The organism is Arthrobacter sp. UNC362MFTsu5.1 (assembly GCF_000685965.1).
Classification (GTDB): domain Bacteria; phylum Actinomycetota; class Actinomycetes; order Actinomycetales; family Micrococcaceae; genus Arthrobacter.
Map to the genome: position 1 here is coordinate 59,323 of NZ_JMLE01000002.1, position 18,304 is coordinate 77,626.

At 67.2% G+C, this 18,304-nt stretch carries 17 protein-coding genes; 8 read left to right on the forward strand and 9 right to left on the reverse strand.

Annotated features, from left to right (window positions below; all coding sequences use genetic code 11):
- Positions 1-317: 317 nt before the first annotated feature.
- Positions 318-1,409, forward strand: coding sequence for a pirin family protein (locus BS38_RS0103030; protein ID WP_028269473.1), 1,092 nt, complete (start codon positions 318-320; stop codon positions 1,407-1,409).
- A 78-nt stretch (positions 1,410-1,487) separates the two neighbouring features.
- Here the strand turns inward: BS38_RS0103030 and BS38_RS0103035 are convergent, their stop codons facing one another.
- A complete protein-coding gene (locus BS38_RS0103035; protein WP_028269474.1) occupies positions 1,488-2,465 on the reverse strand; it encodes a BadF/BadG/BcrA/BcrD ATPase family protein in 978 nt (325 codons plus the stop codon).
- Between the two features lie 36 nt (positions 2,466-2,501).
- Here BS38_RS0103035 and BS38_RS0103040 point away from each other — a divergent pair, with 36 nt between their 5' ends.
- Positions 2,502-3,551 (forward strand): nitronate monooxygenase, encoded by a 1,050-nt coding sequence (locus BS38_RS0103040; protein WP_028269475.1) that lies wholly within the window; start codon positions 2,502-2,504, stop codon positions 3,549-3,551.
- Between the two features lie 78 nt (positions 3,552-3,629).
- On the opposite strand, the gene BS38_RS0103045 is transcribed toward BS38_RS0103040, so the two are convergent.
- Entirely contained in the window at positions 3,630-4,613 is a 984-nt protein-coding gene (locus BS38_RS0103045; protein WP_028269476.1) for a LysR family transcriptional regulator, read from the reverse strand.
- Positions 4,614-4,710: 97 nt separating this feature from the next.
- Between BS38_RS0103045 and BS38_RS24230 the strand changes: the two genes are divergently transcribed.
- Complete coding sequence (locus BS38_RS24230) at positions 4,711-6,000, forward strand: MFS transporter (RefSeq protein ID WP_051628712.1); 1,290 nt, start codon at positions 4,711-4,713, stop codon at positions 5,998-6,000.
- Here the strand turns inward: BS38_RS24230 and BS38_RS0103055 are convergent.
- Positions 5,997-7,160, reverse strand: coding sequence for a trans-sulfuration enzyme family protein (locus BS38_RS0103055; protein ID WP_028269477.1), 1,164 nt, complete (start codon positions 7,158-7,160; stop codon positions 5,997-5,999). The genes BS38_RS24230 and BS38_RS0103055 overlap by 4 nt on opposite strands.
- Positions 7,161-7,293: 133 nt before the next feature.
- Here BS38_RS0103055 and BS38_RS0103060 point away from each other — a divergent pair, with 133 nt between their 5' ends.
- Positions 7,294-7,797, forward strand: a complete 504-nt coding sequence (locus tag BS38_RS0103060; protein ID WP_028269478.1) for an Lrp/AsnC family transcriptional regulator — start codon at positions 7,294-7,296, stop codon at positions 7,795-7,797.
- Between the two features lie 20 nt (positions 7,798-7,817).
- Here BS38_RS0103060 and BS38_RS0103065 read toward each other — a convergent pair whose 3' ends face one another.
- From BS38_RS0103065 to BS38_RS0103075, 3 genes are all read right to left on the reverse strand, one after another.
- Positions 7,818-8,057 carry a hypothetical protein gene (locus BS38_RS0103065; protein ID WP_028269479.1) on the reverse strand — a complete coding sequence of 80 codons (240 nt, stop codon included), beginning with the start codon at positions 8,055-8,057 and terminating at the stop codon, positions 7,818-7,820.
- Positions 8,054-8,785, reverse strand: coding sequence for an ArsR/SmtB family transcription factor (locus BS38_RS0103070; RefSeq protein WP_231511016.1), 732 nt, complete (start codon positions 8,783-8,785; stop codon positions 8,054-8,056). The genes BS38_RS0103065 and BS38_RS0103070 overlap by 4 nt, the downstream gene beginning before the upstream one ends.
- 162 nt (positions 8,786-8,947) lie before the next feature.
- Positions 8,948-10,189, reverse strand: coding sequence for an MFS transporter (locus BS38_RS0103075; RefSeq protein ID WP_028269481.1), 1,242 nt, complete (start codon positions 10,187-10,189; stop codon positions 8,948-8,950).
- 178 nt (positions 10,190-10,367) lie between these two features.
- Between BS38_RS0103075 and BS38_RS0103080 the strand changes: the two genes are divergently transcribed.
- The 3 genes from BS38_RS0103080 to zapE are packed head-to-tail and all read left to right on the forward strand — an operon-like array spanning position 10,368 to position 12,358.
- On the forward strand, positions 10,368-10,862 hold the full coding sequence (locus BS38_RS0103080) for an Lrp/AsnC family transcriptional regulator (RefSeq protein WP_028269482.1): 495 nt from the start codon (positions 10,368-10,370) through the stop codon (positions 10,860-10,862).
- Between the two features lie 15 nt (positions 10,863-10,877).
- Positions 10,878-11,873, forward strand: coding sequence for a magnesium/cobalt transporter CorA (gene corA, locus BS38_RS0103085; protein WP_028269483.1), 996 nt, complete (start codon positions 10,878-10,880; stop codon positions 11,871-11,873).
- An 11-nt stretch (positions 11,874-11,884) separates the two neighbouring features.
- Positions 11,885-12,358, forward strand: a complete 474-nt coding sequence (gene zapE / locus BS38_RS24235) for an AFG1/ZapE family ATPase (RefSeq protein ID WP_051628700.1) — start codon at positions 11,885-11,887, stop codon at positions 12,356-12,358.
- On the opposite strand, the gene BS38_RS0103095 is transcribed toward zapE, so the two are convergent.
- Entirely contained in the window at positions 12,355-15,075 is a 2,721-nt protein-coding gene (locus BS38_RS0103095) for a PEP/pyruvate-binding domain-containing protein (protein ID WP_028269484.1), read from the reverse strand. The genes zapE and BS38_RS0103095 overlap by 4 nt on opposite strands.
- Positions 15,076-15,229: 154 nt before the next feature.
- On the opposite strand from BS38_RS0103095, the gene BS38_RS27005 reads away from it, so the two are divergent.
- Positions 15,230-15,613 carry a hypothetical protein gene (locus BS38_RS27005; RefSeq protein WP_028269485.1) on the forward strand — a complete coding sequence of 128 codons (384 nt, stop codon included), beginning with the start codon at positions 15,230-15,232 and terminating at the stop codon, positions 15,611-15,613.
- On the opposite strand, the gene BS38_RS0103105 is transcribed toward BS38_RS27005, so the two are convergent.
- Both BS38_RS0103105 and BS38_RS0103110 read right to left on the reverse strand, forming a co-directional pair.
- Positions 15,594-16,430, reverse strand: coding sequence for a S1 family peptidase (locus BS38_RS0103105; RefSeq protein ID WP_028269486.1), 837 nt, complete (start codon positions 16,428-16,430; stop codon positions 15,594-15,596). The genes BS38_RS27005 and BS38_RS0103105 overlap by 20 nt on opposite strands.
- A 181-nt stretch (positions 16,431-16,611) precedes the next feature.
- Positions 16,612-18,204, reverse strand: a complete 1,593-nt coding sequence (locus tag BS38_RS0103110; RefSeq protein WP_028269487.1) for an ABC-F family ATP-binding cassette domain-containing protein — start codon at positions 18,202-18,204, stop codon at positions 16,612-16,614.
- Positions 18,205-18,304: the final 100 nt, after the last annotated feature.

Below are 18,304 nucleotides of genomic sequence, written 5' to 3' on the forward strand. Positions count from 1 at the left end.
GGTGCGTGATTCAGGCGCTGCTTGATTAAGGCAGTGCTTGATTCAGGCAGTGCGAATCAGGACGTGCGTTTGGCCGGGGCAGGAATAATGACTTTGCTGGCGCGCCGGGCGCGCAGGAATATTGCAGTCATCGTCTCCACCTCCCCGCTTCTGCCATGCCAACTGTCGAACCAGTTCGACGTCGGTCCGTCCGCTTCGCCGGACGCTTTTGCCGGCGGCGTTTCAAGGGTAAGCCGTCCGGCCACGGATTGGCTAGGGGTCCCGGCTCCAAAGTCCGGACCTGCCCGTATTCCGCCATTGACCCTAGAGTTGATCCTGTGACGAACCTCGAAGTAAGCCCCAAGGAAGAACTGTGCCCGGCAGGACAGCCCGGAGGCTCCGCCGGAACCGGGCCGTGCCTGCAGTTGTGGCCGGCCCGGGAAGTCCCGCTCGGCGGGGTCCGGGCAATGAATGTCCTCCGCACCCTTCCGCAGCGTGGCCTCCCCACGGTGGGCGCGTGGTGCTTCCTGGACAGTTTCGGTCCGGACCGGGTGGCCATGTCCGTGCTGCCGCACCCGCACACCGGCCTGCAGACCGTGACCTGGCCGCTCGCAGGCAACATCCGGCACCGTGACAGCGTGGGCAGCGACGTCATCGTGCGTCCGGGCGAGCTCAACATCATGACCGCGGGCCACGGGGTCTCCCACTCCGAGTTCGCTGTGCTGCCGGACCGGGCGTCCCGCACCGGGGCGAACGACATAGGGACGGACGACTCTGGGACGGCCGACACTGGGACCGCCGACGCCGGCACGGAAGTGCCGCTGCAGCGGGGCCTCCAGTTGTGGGTGGCCCTTCCGGACGGCGAGCGCCACCGTGCCCCGGCGTTCGAGCAGCACCGCGACCTCCCGGAAGTGACCGGAGATGGTTTCAGAGCAACCGTGATGGTGGGAACCTTCGCCGGAGTGGAGGCGCCGGCCACGATGTATTCCCCGATCGTCGGTGCGGACATCTCCTGCGCCGGATCCGTCGTCCTGCCGCTGGACCCGGAGTTCGAGCACGCGGTGCTGGTGCTCGACGGCGGCATCACCCTCGACGGGCAGGATGTGCCGCCGGGTCCGCTGGGCTACCTCGGCACCGGCCGCGGCTTCCTGGAAATCGAGGCGGCCCCCGGCACGCGCTTCATCCTGCTGGGCGGGGAACCGTTCCAGGAGGAGCTGCTGATGTGGTGGAACTTCGTGGGCAGGACCCACGATGAAGTGGCCCAGGCGCGCCAGGACTGGGAGGACCAGGCCGATCTGCCGGACCAGGAGTCCGGGGGTTCCCGGTTCGGGCTGGTCCAGGGACACGGCCCTGCTGCGGGAGCCGAAGCCGGGCGCATTCCTGCTCCCCCGTTACCGGGCGTCCGGCTCCGGCCGCGCACCCGTTCCTGACAGGCATCCGGACAGGAACGGGTGCGCGCAGGGCCCAAGGTCCGAGGCCCGGGGGTCCGCGGTCCGCGGTCCGAAAGGCTACCCCTGTTCGGCCACCAGTTGCAGGACTCCGAACACGGGGTCCTTCTCCAGGACCCGGACATCGGTCACGCCTTCAGCAGCAAGGCTGCGCCTGAAGGACTCCTGCAGCCTCGCCACGTTCATCCCGAGCCCGCTGCCCAGGATCACCGGTCCCTTGATGCCCAGTTTCCGCAGGGCCTGCGCGGCCAGTCCGGCAAGGTCCCTGCCTGCCTGTTCAACAAGCGCCTGGCTGGGCGCGTGCCCGGCGTCCGCAGCCTCGACCACGAGGCGGGCCCGCTGTGCCCAGTAGCGGCGGCCCGTGTCCGGCGAATGGAAAAGGGCAATCAGTTTGTTGGGGTCATCGATGGTGCAGGACTGCAGGAGTGCCGTAGTGAGTTCGTCGGGTTCCAGGCCCTGGTTCATGCGGCGGAGGCTGTGCCGGACCGCTTCCCGGCCCAGCCAGTAGCCGCTGCCTTCGTCCCCGAGCAGGTAGCCCCAGCCGCCGGCCCTGGCTTCTTCGCCGCTGGCATTCCTGCCCCAGGCGGCGGAACCGGTGCCGGCAATGACGGCGACGCCGGTGCTCGCCCCTCCGGCGGCCAGCAACAGCCGGGAGTCGTGGACCACCGTGATCTTCGCGCCGGGAACATGGGGGGCGATCAGGGCCGCCAGCGCGGCCGCGTCCTCATCCGTGTCGATTCCGCCGGCACCGGCGTAGACCTGGGCAATCACCCCGCCGCCGATCTTGGCGAACAGCTCTGCCAGGTGACGTGCCGCTTCATCGCGGCTGACATTCTGCACGTTTGAGCTGCCCACGGATTCATCGGCCACGGCTTGTCCGTTTTCGAAACGGACGCCGCGCGTCTTGGTTCCGCCAATGTCCAGGCCGATCACGGCGCCTGGCCCTGGTTGGCCGGGCGCTGCCTGAACGGGGGCCGCGTGGAGCCCGCCGGTGGAAGGAACAGAATCCGTTGCTGGCAAGTTGTCAGAATTAGTCACGTGAACAGACTACTGAGTCGCTACAGGGAGCAGGTCATGACGAGTGCCATTTTCGGTACACGAATCATTGCGGCGCCAATGGCCGGGGGCACCTCCACGCCCCGGTTCGTGGAGTCCGTGCATCTGGCGGGCGGTCTGGGCTTCCTCGCCGCGGGCTACAAGACCGCGGCGGCCATGGAATCCGACATGCGCGAGGTCCGGTCTGCCGGGGCGGGTTTCGGCATGAACGTCTTCGTTCCCGACCGGTCCCAGCTCGATCCGCCCGCCGACGTCCGCCGGCAGCTTGAGGACTACCGGCGGAGCCTCGAGCCGGACGCCCGGCGCTACGGAGTCACACTTCCCGGGCTGCGGCTCGACGACGATGATGCATGGCAGGACAAGATCGACGCCCTGCTGGCGGATCCGGTGGAGTTTGTCAGCTTCACGTTCGGCCTCCCGGAGCCGGCTGAAGTCCAGGCGCTCAAGCGTGCAGGGTCCACCCTGATTGCCACCGTCACCAGCGTGGCTGAAGCGCTGCTTGCCGTGGAGCGGGGAGCGGACATCCTGGCGGTCCAGCACGGGAGCGCGGGTGGCCACAGCGGGGCCTTCCTGGCCCGGGCAGGAACGACGGACTCCCCCGGCCCCGCGACCACGGCTGAGCTGCTCACCGCGGTGCGCACCGCCGTCGGCGTTCCCCTGGTGGCCGCCGGAGGGATCATGGATTCAGCAGGCCTCGACGCGGTGCTTGCCGCAGGCGCAACCGCGGCCCAACTGGGCACGGCCTTTCTCCGCAGCGACGAAAGCGGCGCGCGCCAGCTCCACAAGGATGCCCTCGCAAGCCGCGATATCAGCGAGACACAAATGACCCGTGCGTTCACCGGCAGGCAGGCACGGGCCCTGGTCAATGCCTTCGTCCGGGACCACGGTGACGCACCGGAGGGGTACCCTGCCATTCACCATCTCACCGCTCCGATCCGCGCGGCAGCGGCAGCTGCAGGCGACCCGGAACGGCTGAACCTTTGGGCGGGAACCGGATGGCGGCAGGCGGCAGCCCGGCCCGTCCCCGAGATCATGGCCGGCCTGCTCGCCGGATCCTCGCGTTCCTGATCGTCCCGACTCCGGACGCAGACAGGCTTCCCTGCCGCAGTCAGCTGGGCGGCCCGCGCATCCCGCATCCCGCGCCGGTCAGCCCTCCGAACGCGCCCGGATGAGTCCTGCCAGCAGCTCCGGGCCCTCGGTCAGGACCAGTTCCCGGAACAGCCTGACCTGGTCCGGCTCGGCTTCCTGGCCTCCTCGCCGTTCGCGCCACGCCAACCCGATTTCCCGGAACGCCAGTCCGGACTCCAGTGGAACCTCCACCCAGCCGAGGTTGCCGGTGTGCGGGCTCACCGTCCGGCCCGGGGCCCGCCCGCCGGGCGGCAGGATGCTGACGCCCAGCCCCGCGGACACGAGCCCGCGGACGGTATGCGAGTCTTGGCTTTCAAAGGCAATGCGCGGGCGGAACCCGGCTTCGCGGAACAAGGCGTCCGTCAGCGAGCGCATGCCGTAGCCGTGCCCCATCGCCACAAACGGGTCCTGCCTGATGTCCGCGAGCCGGGCGCTTTTCCGGCCGGCCAGGGGGTGTTCATGGTGCACCACCAGCCGCAGCGGCTCCCGGTACAGCGCGGCTGAGCCGATGCCCCGGCCCGCCGTGGCGACGGGCGCTGTCAGGGCAAGATCAGCGGTCCCGGCCGAGAGTTCGGCCAGGCAGCCGTCACGTGCCCCCTGGCTGAAGTCGAAGGCGGTCTGCGGGTGGCGTTGGTGGAAGGCATTGATCAGCAACGGCAGCGTCGCCTCGCCAAAGGTGTGCTGGAACGCGACCGCGATCCGGCCGCGCACCACCTCGGATTCGTGCCGCACCAGGTCCAGCCCGGTCCGGAACTCGTTGAGTGCTGCGTCGATATAGGGCAGCAGCGCCTTGGCCGCAGGGGTCAGCCGGACTCCCCTGCCGTCGCGGATCAGCAGTTCAGTGCCCACCACTGCGCTGGCGCGGGCGAGCGCCCGGCTGACGGTGGACTGCGGTATCCCGAGCAGTTCCGCTGTTTCTGTGACGTGCTGAGTCCGCCCCAGTTCGGACAGGACCGGGAGCAGCGGCAACAGTTGCGCCAGCTGTTTGTGCTCAATGTCCATCCGGGCCTCCCGGTAACTGATCCGATTTCAGCATCTATTCTATGTAAATCATGCATTGGAAGCATGTCAGCAGCCGATTTAGGCTGGAGTTATGCACATGCTGCCAACGCAGGACACGTCACAATCCGGACTGTGGGCGGGCCACCCGAAAGGCTCGGCAGCCTACCGACGGCTGCTGGTTGCCCTGGCGTTCGCCGGGGTGGCAACGTTCGCGCAGCTGTACTCCACCCAGGCCGTGCTGCCGATCATGGCAACGGACCTGCGGATCACGGCGGCTGAAGCGGCGCTCACCATCTCACTGGCCACGGTGGGGCTCGCCATCACGGTTATCCCGTGGTCATTCCTGGCAGATCGGATCGGCCGTGTACGGGCCATGACCCTGGGCATCTCGGCCGCGACCGTCCTTGGACTGCTGGCGCCCCTGGCCGCCACCTTCCCCATCCTCCTGGGCCTCAGATTGCTCGAGGGCATGGCACTTGGCGGGATACCGGCCATCGCGATTGCGTACCTGAACGAGGAGGTCCACAAGGCGCACGCCGCCCTCGCCGCCGGAACCTACGTTGCAGGAACCACGCTGGGCGGGCTGGCGGGACGGCTTGTTGCGGGTCCCGTGGGAGAACTGTGGGGATGGCGGGCGGCCGCATTTGCCGTCTCCGGCCTTGCCGCGGCCGCCGCCGTCCTGTTCCTGATCCTGGTCCCCAAGGCCCGCGGCTTCACCCCCGCACGCGCCAGCGGATTCCGCGGGGCGGCGAGGACGCTGGGGGGCCATCTGCGCAATCCCCGCCTGCTGGCCCTGTACGTGCAGGCGTTCCTGCTCATGGGAGGCTTCGTAGCGGTGTACAACTACCTCGGGTTCCGGTTGTCCGGCGACCCGTTCGGGCTGCCGGCCACCGTGATCAGCCTGATTTTTGTGGCCTACCTTTCCGGGACGGTGACCTCGCGGCTGGCCGGCGGGCTCACGCTGAGGTTCGGCCGCCGGACCATCCTGCTGGCCGGCATCCTGCTGATGGCCGCGGGCCTGGCGCTGACACTGACGCAGGTGCTGGTGCTGATCCTCGCCGGCCTGCTGGTGTTTACCGGCGGGTTCTTTGCGGCCCACAGCATCGGGGCAGGCTGGACCGGGGGGATCGCCACGACGGGCCGTGCACAGGCGTCCTCCTTGTACAACCTTGCTTACTACCTGGGCTCCAGTGCCATCGGGTGGGCCGGCGGCCTGGTTTTCCAGTCGTTCGGCTGGACGGCGCTGGCCCTGACCGTCATCGGGCTGGCATGCACGACGGCGGTGATCACCGCCGTCGTGCATCCCGGGTCCGGCGCCGGGCGGGCGAACCCCGGACAGCTGGGACCCGGACAGCTGGGTCCCGGGGAAGCGAAGCAGGCCTGCTAGCGCGTTCCCTCGATGGCCTGCACCAGGTCTTCCACGATATCGGCGCCGTCCTCCAGCCCCACGGACAACCGGAGCAGGTTGGCATGGGGCTTCGCCTCGGCGGCGACGGGCCGGTGCGTCAGGCCGGCGGGATGCTGGATGAGGGTGTCTATGCCGCCCAGGGACACGGCGTGGGTGATCATCCGGACCGCCGCCGGGATCCGCTCTGCTTGTTCGGGACTGCCCAGTTCAAAAGCCAGCAGCGAACCCGGGCCCGACATCTGCGTCCCCACCAGGCCCATCGGGTCGCACTCCGGGAGCCCCGGGTAATAGACCGCCTTCACCAGTCCGTGCCCGGCCAGGGCCGCGGCAACCTTGTGTGCGGTTGCCTGCTGCGCCCGCACGCGCACCGGAAGCGTGGCCAGGCCGCGGTGCAGCAGGTAGGCCGGCCAGGGAGTCAGGATGCCGCCGGTCACGGCACGGACCTGGCGCAGCCTGGTGGTCCACTCCGGCGAAGCCGCCACCACCCCGCCCATGGCATCCCCGTGTCCGCCCAGGAACTTGGTGGCACTGTGGAGCACCAGGGCGGCGCCGTGAGCCAGGGGCTGCTGGAGGACGGGGCTCGCGAAAGTGTTGTCCACCAGCACCGGGACGCCGTCAGCGTCACGGGCAAGCTGCGCGATGTCCACGAGCTCGAGGCTGGGGTTGGCGGGTGTCTCCACCATCACCAGTCCCGTATCCGGACGCAGTGCGGCCCGCACCCCGTCCGCCGTCGTGAACGTCACTTCGGTGCCGAGGAGGCCCGAGGCGAGGATGTGGTCGCTTCCGCCGTACAGCGGCCGGACCGCCACCACGTGCTTGTTCCCGGCAGCCACCGTTGCGAGCAGCACGGCCGACAGGGCCGCCATGCCGGTGGCGAAGGCCACTGCTTCCGGGGCGCCCTCAAGGAGGGCCACGCCCTGCTCGAAGCGGGCAACGGTGGGGTTCCACAGGCGCTGGTAGACCGTGCTCTGGCCTTCCTGGTGCATGCCGCCGGTGGCCATGTGTTCGTACGCCTGCCCTCCGTCGTGGACTGAAGGAAGCGGTGCTGTGGTGGACAGGTCGATCGGCACGGCGTGCACGCCTTGTTCGGTCAGGCCGCTCCGGCCTGCATGGACAGCCAGTGAATCGGGTGAAAACACGGGACTCCTTTTGAATTATTCGCCATTGAATCCGGCAAGTATCTGGCAATAATTCGGAGTTTCACAGGCCTAACGAATGGAACTGTCGGAAACCGGAGTTTATGATGAACTCATAACACTTTGAGGAGGCGCTGTGAGTACCGGTGCGAAGAATATTCGGCTCGGAGCCGGAACCGAACCGCTGGACGCCATCGACGAGCGGCTGCTTGCCGCCCTCGTGGAAGACGCCCGGATCTCAAACAAGCAGCTGGCCGAGCTCGTGGGCATTGCCCCGTCCACGGCGCTCATGCGCACGCGCGCCCTGTCCGAACGCGGCATCATCCAGGGATTCGAAGCGAAATTGAGCCTGTCCGCCATCGGACGGTCCGTCCAGGCGCTCATCGCTGTAAGGCTCCGGGCCCACGACCGCGAACAAATCGACCGGTTCACGTCACGGGTGCCCCGGCTTCCGGCCGTGCTGTCCACGTTCCACACCTCGGGTTCAGTGGACTACCTGCTGCACATTGCCGTGGCGACCACTGAAGACCTGCGCGACTGGGTCCTGGACAACCTCGCCACCGATCCCGTGGTGGGCCACACCGAGACCACGCTGGTGTTCGAACACATCCAGGGCAACCACGGGCCGCTGCCCGACTAAGCCTGCCCCGGGTCCCGGCGTCAGTGCCAGATATAGAGCCCCGAATGCGCGGCGCCCATGATGTCACTCCGCAGGACATCCAGCTGCTCCCGGCGGAGCGCCGCCTCGCGCTCATGCACGGCCCAGTCGGAGAGGATGACCCGCCGGCGTTCCGCCCAACGGACCAGTGCGGCACCCAACGCGGCTGCAGCCGATTCGACGAAGGTGGGCCGGCGGTACGGGCCGCAGGCAGTCGAACCGGCGGCGGATAATGCGCTCATGGCACGTTCCTTTCAGGACTTGCTGATTGTTGATTCCGTGAACTATGGCCCCTGCTGCCGGCCGATGCGGGAACGCCGAGGATGGGGAAGGCATTGAGATGGATTTGGACCGGTCGGGCGCCTTCCTGCTCGCCTTCGTTCCTGATGTCCTCCAGCAGCCGGTGGCCGTAGGCTTCCAGGGCGGTGGTGTACCTCGCCAGCTGGTCCGCCGTGAGCCTCGCATTTGCTGTGCTGATCAGGGCGGCGTGCAGCCATTCGGCATCAAGGCTTTCGCTGCCGTGGGCCATGAAGTCCGCCAGGACGGCCTGCCTGCTGTGTTCAAACTCGCGGGTGACCAGCCGGGAGGCTTCCTCGGTCGCCGGGGACGTGGCCAGCTCCGGCGATGTGATCTGGATGGCTCCGCGGGGGCGTTCCCACCAGCGCTCCCGCGCCGTGCCCTTGCCTTCGACTTCACGGACGAAGTCGTGCTTCGCCAACTGGCGCAGGTGGTAGCTGGTGGATCCGCTGGACTCGTTGAGCAGTTCGCCCAGGCTGCAGGCCGTTTGTGCCCCGTAGCGGGAGAGCATCTCGAGTATCTGCACCCGCAGCGGATGCGCCAGCGCCTTCAGCGATGCGGTATCGACCCGGCGCACCGGGAACGGCGGCTCCTGCCCGGCCGGCGGATCCTCATCCGTTGCGCCTTCGGCGGTCACGGCTGCAGCTGATGCCGCATCGGGTGAACTCTTCATACGTCAAAAATACGCTTGCAAAGAAACCTTTGCAAGGGTTTCTTTGCAACTACTTCTTTGCAAGCATTTCTTTGCAACATCTTGTTTGCCTGCAGGCCGGTGCAGCCCTGTCCAGCCGGGGACTAGCCGTGGCGCCGCAGCCCCGGACGCCCGGCGGGTGGCTCAGGCCGGCTGGCGGAGTGCGGCAGCCAGCGTCACGGCGGCCAGGGCGAACGCCGCGACAGCGCAGAGCACCACAAAGCCCGTCACGGCCGCCTGCAGCCCGTAGGCGGCCGTCGCAAGTCCCAGCCCGATCACCGGGAGAGCGCTGCCGAGGTAGGTGATCACGTAGACCGTGCTGATGATCTGGGCATGGCGTGATGCTTCGACTTTTCCGGCCACGTCGTTGAACACGGTCCGGAAGGCCACGCCCTGGCCAACACCCGCGGCGAGGCTGGCCGCAATGAGCAGCCACGGACTGGTCCAGGCGGCGGCAGCGGCAATCAGCAGCACCGATACCGCCAGTACAGCCAGGCCGGCAGGCACCACAAACCTCCCGCGGACGGCAAGCAGCTGGCTGAGGGCGGAAGCGCCGAGGGTCAATCCGGCGAGCACGCCGATCAGCGGGCGGGAGTCGGCGCCGACGATCTGGGCAAAATAGCCCGGAGCCAGCGACAAGCAGAATCCGAAAACGGTAAAGCTCAGGAACCCCACGGCGGAGGCCAGCCAGAAGGCACCGCGGGCTTCCCGCGAAACGGACGGGCGGCGGGGTGCCAGTACCTTCAGCGGCTGCGGCCCCGAGACGGAGGTGATGGCCGGCCGCGCCTTGAGCAGGTACAGGGGCACCAGCATGGCGATGAGGACCACCGAATGAAGGTAGTAGGGCGTGGAGGTCGGTCCCGGCAGGAGGGACAGGATTCCGCCGATGGCCGGACCGGCCGCCACTCCCCCGGCGGATGCCAGGAGGGTGAAGCGTGAAGCCCAGTCGGGGCGCGTGGGTAGCAGTTCGCGCAGCGCCGCTGAACTTGCGCCGGTGGCGAGGGCAACGGCGACACCCTGGAAGGCGCGCCCGGCGGACAGCATCGCCAGGCTGTCCGCGTTGGCAAAGATCATTCCGCCGAACAGGCCGACCACCACGGCGAGGAGCAGCGCCGCCCGGCGGCCGATGTGATCGGACCAGTGCCCTGCCAGCATGAGAGTGGACACCAGGGCCAGGACGTAGGCGGAAAAGGCCACGGTGATTCCGAAGGACCCGATGCCAAGATTCGCCTGGAGCAACGGGTACAGCGGGGTCGCGAGGTTCGCGCCAACTAGGAGCGTGAAGATCACCACGCCGGCCATGACCAGCCGTGCCGTAGTGGAAGCGTCCCATGCCCAGCCCCCGGCGGTGGCCGGACGCATGCGGAGTTCGCTGAAGACAGTCATCTACGTGCCTTTGCCTGCAGTGCCTGCCCCGGGCCGTTCCTTGTGGGAACACCGCGGGCCGGGCGAAAGAAATTGTTACCTACAGGATGGTCTACTCATGACCCTGGCTATCAATATTCGTGCCAATATTGATCAAAATAGTCAATGATGCCTGACGGATATAACCCGGAGTGATGATTTGAACAGCCTGGACAACACGGATCTGAGAATCCTGCTCGAACTGATCCGCGACCCCCGGGTGCAGATCGGCGAACTGAGCGAATCCCTGGGCATCGCCCGCAACACGGCGCAGTCGCGGGTCCGCCGGATGCTCCGTTCCGGCCTGCTGCACGACGGCGGACGGGAAATTGACCTTGAGGCGGTGGGGTACGACGTCGTCGCGTTCGTGACGATCGAAGTCAGCCACCGGGAACTTGACGGAGTGGTGGGCGCCTTGCGCCTGATCCCGCAGGTCCTGGAGGTCCACGAGATCTCCGGGCGCGGAGACGTCTGGTGCCGGGTAGTGGCAACGGATACCCACAACCTGCAAACGGCGCTGCGCTCGATCCTCAGGATCAAGGGCGTGATCCGCACGGAGACCGTCCTGGCGCTGCATACGCACATCCCCTACCGGACGGAACCGCTCATCAGCCGGCTCGCGCAGAGCCGGGCTGAGGCGACACCACGCAAGTGACTGGGATAATGACTCGTGACCATCATTGACAACGCCGTGTACGTGGACGGCCACCGGACCGCAGAGCCGTACAACCTCGAGCAGACCTTTGAGACACTGGCGGACCATGGCGGCATGGCCTGGATCGGGCTGTACCGGCCCACCGAGGCCGAAATGTCTGCAGTGGCAGAGGAGTTCGGCCTCCACCTGCTCGCAGTGGAGGATGCCATTTCGGCCCACCAGCGGCCCAAGCTGGAACGCTATGACGACGTCCTCTTCACTGTGCTCCGCCCGGCGCGGTACCTCGATGAAACGGAAACGGTGGAGTTCGGCGAACTGCACGTCTTCACGGGCAAGAACTTCGTGATCACGGTCCGGCACGCGGAGACAGCCGGCGTGGCCCAGGTACGGCAACGGCTGGAGAGCCGCCCGGAACTCCTGTCCCACGGGCCCGAGGCCGTGCTCTACGCCCTGATGGACCGGGTGGTGGACGACTACGTACCCGTGGTTGCGGGCCTGGAAAACGACATTGACGAGATCGAGGACCAGCTGTTCAGCGGGGACTCCGCGGTCTCCCGGCGCATCTACGAGCTTGCCCGCGAAGTGATCCAGTTCCAGCGGGCTATCCATCCGCTGCCGGGAATGATGCAGCTGCTCCGGCGCGGGTTCGACAAGTACGAAGTCAACACGGACCTGCAGCACCACCTCCGCGACGTCGAGGACCACGTGGAGCGGCTGATTTCACGTGCCGACACCTTCCGGGACATCCTCCAGAATGCGCTCACCCTGGACGGCACCCTGACCGCCAACCGGCAGAACGAGGCAAGCGCCCAGCAGAACGAGCAGGTCAAGAAGATCTCGTCGTGGGCGGCCATCTTCTTCGCGCCGTCCTTCGTGGCAGGCGTCTACGGCATGAACTTTGACCACATGCCGGAACTGCACTGGACGCTCGGATACCCCCTGGCGATCTCCATGATGGCGGCCACCGCCGCGCTGATGTACGCCATTTTCAAGCGGAAGGGCTGGCTCTAGGAGCCACCGGCATGTCGGATGCATTCGATGCCGGACAGCAGCCCCGTTACCGGCCGGGCAGGCTGCTCATTCCCGGCACAGCCCGCCAGCTGGGCACGTTCGGCCTGTTTGAACCCGCGCCCGGCCAGCGGCGAACCCTTGACGTGGCCGGCAAGCCGCTGGCCGTGAAAAGCGCCGAAGGCGACCTCTTGTGGGTCGGCTTCGGCGAACTCACCGGCGTACCGGCGTCCGCCGGGGACTTTGCCGCGCTGGCTGCCCGGTTCGGCGAGTGGGTGGTGGACGGCATCCCGGCCCAGGCTGTTGCCGGCGGAACGCCGGAGTGGCGCCTTTTCCTCGACGTGGTGGAGCTGCTGTTTGCCGCGGACGTCACGCTGTTCGTTGTCAGTGCGGCGCTCCCGGATTTCGGCGCCGGCAGCCCGCTGTCCCTCCTGCTTCGCGTTGCATCCGACGAAGACCTGCCGGAAGGGCCTTCGTCCGGAAGTTAGCCCCGGGCGGCCGGAACGAGCGTCACGGTGCCGGCGCCGCCGTCGACCTCTATCTGCTGTCCGCTGGCGATCCGGCGGGTTGCCACCCCGGTGCCCAGCACTGCCGGGATGCCGTACTCCCTGGCCACAATGGAGCCGTGGCTCAGCGGCCCGCCAACGTCCGTCACCACGGCGGATGCCATGGCAAACAGCGGGGTCCAGGCGGGAGTGGTGATGCGCGCCACCAGAACCTCCCCCGGCTGCATCCGGGAGAAGTCTTCGGGACCGGCCAGCACCCGGGCCGGAGCGCTGACCCGGCCCTGGCTGGCGCCCACTCCTTTGATGGTGTTCCCTTCCTGGTCCTGGGACCCTTCCGGCATCATCCCCGCGAGGGATTTCTGCAGCCACCGGATCTCGGGCAGCATTTGCGGCGGAGACGCATTGCGCTGACCCCGCCACCGCATCTTGCGCTCCGCGACTGCCTCCGCCAGGACGGGCCGGCCGGCACCGGTGATGGCCGCCGGGCTGCTGGCGGCGGCAAGGCCGAATTCGACGGCGCTGCTGAGTTCCCCGTACCGAAGCCAGAACACATCGCCGGGCTCGGCGATGAGTCCGGCGGCTGCCAGCCGGTGCCCCAGTTCGCGGAGCATGCGCCGCATCAGGGGCCAACCGAGTCCGACGTCGGCGAGGGCGTCCTCGCGGATCGGCGCCGCCCCCTGCGCCCACCGGAGCAAACGCACAAAGACGGACCTGCGGGCCGGGTGCAGCCGGGAAAGTATCGTTTCGGTGCTGTCCTCGCGCCGGCCGGCAGCGAGCGCCTGCCGGCGGTGGGGGTCGTTGCCCTGCCCGCGCAGGTAGAACTTCAGCGTGTCCAGCAGCGGCGACGGGTCGTCCGCCGGCACGGGGTTGACGAAGTCAAGGTTGTAGACCGTGTGCCCGTAGTGGTCCAGGTGCAGCTGGAAGCGGTGTTGCCACTGCCCCCACAGACCTGGATCCATCTCCTCCGGAGTCGTCCCCGAAGCCTGTGCCCGGGCGAGGGATTTGGTTGGCGTCCCCAGGATGGCTTCGGCGAGCCCAGGGACTGTGCGCGACCAGCGGGCGAGGTCGAAGAGTGCCTTTTCCGCCCGGATGGGTTCGCTGTCGTAGCCGAGCAGGAACGCCGGCGCAGTCGGGTCGCCGTCCTGCCGGACGAACCTGTCGTAGAACTTCTGGAAGGCGAGTTCGCTGGATGTCGCGACCGGAATAATGGACTGTACTGCTGTGTAGTACACGGTTCCGGCATCCAGGAGGGCCGACACCCCCTCGAGGAGCTCCTGCCCGGTGAGGTCTGCAACGGGCTTGGCCGACCAGGATTCCACCACGCGCACGTAGCGCGGGTGCGAGTAGTCTCGCCAGCCTTGGATCCCCATGTGGGCTTCGCCCCGGATGAGGGCGCGGACAGCGGCCGGCGTTTTCCCCATCAGCCGCCATAAGGCCGCCGTGCGGTAGTAATAATAGGCGTAGCCGTTGATCGCGGGAAGGCCCAGATCGCCGGTGCGGAGGCTGCTTTTGCCGAACGCCTCGTCCATCAGGGCGTTCAGGGACCGCGAGACCGAGCCATCGATCAGGTCCGCAAACAGGGGCGAGAGCGGATCGGGCAGCTGCTCCACGATGCTGGCCCGGAAGTAGAGCCCCTTGGGGTAGGGCACGCTCCAGTCGCGCGGGGTCTCCCCGGCCGGCTCGGGCAGCGCAGTGATGGGCCGGGACTGCAGGATGAAGAATTCGTTGCCCACCAGCGCCCACTCGATGTCCTGCGGGGAACCGAAGTGCCGGGCGATGCGTGCCCCGTAACCCGCCAGGGTGGCCGCAGCGGCATCGTCCAGTACCGGTTGATGCCTGCGGAACGCCGGCACGGGCTCCTCCCGCGTGCCCCGGCCGGCATAGACCGTCATGACTTCCTTGTCGGCCGTCCGGCGGGAAACCACCGTCCCTGTCGCAGCCTCGACGACGACGTCGTCGGTGGAAACGGCTCCGCTCACCACGGATTCGCCCAGGCCCCACGCGGCACCGATCACGATCTGGTCGCGGCGACCGGTGGCGGGGTTGGCAGTGAACATCACGCCGGCGGCATCCGCGTCCACCATCTGCTGGACCACCACAGCCAACCGGACCTGGTCCGGCCGGATGCCCTCCCGCGAACGGTAGGCCATGGCGCGGGAGGTCCAGAGGGAAGACCAGCAGGTGATGACCGCCTCCATCAGGGCGTCGGCGCCCCGCACGTTGAGAAACGTGTCCTGCTGGCCGGCGAAACTGGCCGAGGCGAGGTCTTCGGCGGTGGCCGACGACCGTACCGCCACCGCCGGTTCCGTGCCTTCGCCAAGGCCGGCGCCCTCGCCAGGGCCGGGGCCGGAGTCCGGGGCAGGGCCGGAGTCCGGGGCGGGGCCCAGCTGGTGATAGGCGGCGCGGAGTTCGGCTGCTATCGCTTCCGGGATCATTCCGCCGGCGAACAGCCCCCGGATCCGTGCCGAGGCGTCCTCGTAGTCCTGGGCGCTCGCGGAGGGCGGCAACGCGGCGTACTCCTGGATGCGTTCGGCCAGCTCGTTGCTGTGGACGAACAGCTCGTAGGCGGCCGTGTTGAGCAGGAATCCCGGCGGTACGGGAAATCCTGCCCGAACCAGTTCGCCGAGCCCGGCACCCTTGCCCCCCGCCGTCGGGACATCGCTCCTGCCGACCTCGCTGAAATCATCGATGTAGTCCATGACGGCGGCGCCTCCTGTCCGGCGGGGGCCACACAGCCCCTGATTCACAACATACTGGCACGTGGGGAGGCGTCATGCCATGGCCCGACGCCACCGGAAGGGGAGCTGATCCGAGGCCCTTCCGCTGCCTGGCCCGGGTCCCTAAGGTGGGTCCATGGCTGATGCATTTTCCTCCCTCGTGGAGGCATTCAGGAACGTGGGTGTGGCGAGGGCTTACGGCGCTCCGGTACAGGTGGGCGGTGAGGAACTCGTTCCCGTGGCGCTGGTGTCCTTCGGGTTCGGCGGCGGCGGCGACTCCGGTACCACGGGCGGAGGCAGTCCCGCCGTCGCAAGCGCTCCCACGGGCGCCGGCGGCGCGGAAGGCGGCGGAGGAGGCGGCTTCGTCCTCCCGCTCGGCGCCTACACGACGAACGCGCAGGGCCGGGTGGTGTTCCGCGCCAACACGCTTACCCTTCTGCTGGGACTGGTCCCGGTGGTATGTGCCGTGGGAATGTCCGTTCGCGGGGTGCTCAAGACGGTCAGCGCAGGCCGGCGGTAGCCTTGATCCAGTCCAGCTCGTACGGAATCGAGGCCGACAGGTTCAGGTAGGCCGGTGACGGCGGCAGTTCGATGGCGTTCGTTACACCCACCAGCTTCTGTTCACCGTGGTCGGACCAGACGACGGGACCACCGCTATCGCCGCGGTTGGCTGTGGTGTGCGGCGAAAACGTGCAGAACTGCCAGGGTCCCGCAATGTCCGGGCAAGATTCGGCAGGAACTGTCGTGAGCTGGGTTTCCATAAGCCGGCGCGCCGGGTCGCACGGTTCTGCCGCGTTGAACGGGTCCCCGGTGCAGCCGTAACCGGCCACCGTTACTTCCTCCCCGACGGGAGCGGGCGTGGAGGCCAGCTGAACGGTGGGCTCCGAGACCGCAGACTGCAGGAAAAGCAGGGCAATGTCGTCCTTGATCAGCGCGGGGTTGTAGTGCGGCGAAGCAACGGCCCTTGTTACCCCCACGGTGTATGCGGAACGCTTTTGGCCGAAGTGGAATGTCACGTCGATGGCGGACGGACTCCGTCCGTTGTTGCTGATGCAATGCGCCGCCGTGACCACCACGTCTTCCTTGATCAGGGAGCCCGTACAGGAAGCAATCCCTTCCGGGTAGGCCAGCTGGACCTTGGCGGCCCACGCATAGTCGTCCGAGTCCGCCCTGCTTCCGTTGTAAACGGCCTGGGCCGGCGCGGCCGTTGCGGCCGCAAGGACTGCTGCAAAGACCGACGACAGCAGCCTGGCCACGACGCGCCGGTGCCGCCGTTCGGAATCCAGGAATATTCCGCCTTCGCGGGGCGTGGTCTGCGGGGGGATTCTGTTGCGCATGAGGTTGCTCCTCATCAGTGCCTGAAGCTATTTGCGGATGTGGTGAAGGAACCGGAACGAACCCAGGTCCCCGGAGATCACACATCTGCCCCCCAGTCGCAGCACCATAACTCTGCTCCTCCCCGCAAGCGGCCGTCAAGCGCGATTGGATGCGGGCCCTCAAATACCGGGGCGGTGACAGCTACGCGGCACGCACCTCGACCTCACCAGGCAGGGCCGCGTCGGCACCGAAGACCAGGTAACGGTTGGCGATCTTTTCACTGAAGAACCGGTCATGGCTGACCACCACCACGGCACCTGGAAAATGCATCAGGGCCCGTTCCATGACCTGGGTGCTGGACAGGTCCAGGTGGTTGGTGGGTTCGTCAAGCAACAGGACCGACGCGCCGGACAGCAGGCACTGCGCCATCGCGACCCGGGCTTTCTGGCCGCCGGAGAGGTTCCCGATTTTCTGCTTGAGATCCGCTTCGGAGAACTGGAACATTGCCAGGAACCGGTTGACAGACTTTCTGGTGGCGCTGAAAGCCAGGCTGTCCGGCAGGGCGTTGACTGCGTGCGAAACGGTGTCGGCGTCGTCGAGCTCTTCAAGCATCCGGTTGTAGGAAACGAAGCCGGGACCCTTTGCCCAGGAGACCACGCCGGCGTCTGCTTCTTCCTCACCCGTCAGCACTTTCAGGAGGGTGGATTTTCCGCTGCCGTTCGCGCCCAGCACCACGATCCGGTTCCCGCGCCTGATCTCGAAGCCAAGGTCGTTGAAGAGTGCTTTGTCACCGTAGGACTTGGCCAACCCCTCCACGCGGCAGAGTACGTCCTTGACGTGCAGGCCGCCGTAGATCTCGGTGACGATCTGGTCCACCGGGCGGGGCGTACGTGACTTCTTGATCTTGGCCAGTTGGTTTCCCAGCCCGCGGCTGGCGGCCTTGGCGGCTTCGCGGCGGTCGGCGATCCCTTCAGCCTCGAAGGCCAGCAGTTCGGATTCGTGCACAAACTGCTGTTCCAGGGATTTGAGCCGGAATTGTTTCTGCACGATGTATTCGCCAAAGTTGCCGGGGTACTCATGCAGGTGGAAGTTCTCCACTTCGATGATCCGGGTGACCACGGCGTCGAGGAACTTCCGGTCGTGCGAGACGATGATTGCGGCACCCTTGAAATCCCGGAACCAGCTTTCAAGCCATTCGACGCCGGCCACATCCAGGAAGTTGGTGGGCTCATCCAGCAGCAGCACATCGGGGTCCTCAAGGAGGATCTTTGCCAGGGCGGCCCGGTTGCGCCAGCCGCCGGACAGTTCGTCAATGGCGCAGACCCTGTGGGCCTCGCTGAAGCCCAGCGTCGTCAGGACCTTGTCGATCCGCCGGGGATAGTCCCAGCCGTCGAGGCGGTCCATGTCCTCGAACAGTTCGGCCTGCCGGGTGATGAGCCGGTCAAGTTCTGCACCGCCCGGGTCTGCTGCGATGGCCGTGTCGATGGACGCCAGTTCGGCCTCGACCGCCTTGATGCCAGAGAACAGCCCGTCCAGGACCTCGGTGATGGTTGATTCCCCGTTGAGTTCGGAGAACTGCGAAAAGTAGCCGATCCTTGTTCCCGGATCCACCGTAACGGTTCCGGATTCCGGGGAAATCCGGTCAAGGACGAGTTGGAGCATGGTGGTCTTGCCGGACCCGTTCTTGCCGATGAGCCCCACCCTGTCGCCCGGCTCAAGACGGAAGTACGCCTCCCGCAAAATCATGGTGTTATCGAATCGCACGCTGACGTCATGCAGCCGGACAAGGCTCATTGCTGCTGTCCTCTCGAGGGGTGGTTCGTGGGCGCGTGGTGCCGGACCGGCAACAAGAAAACTCCCTCACCCGGCGGTGGCGCCGGATCAGGGAGCTTAT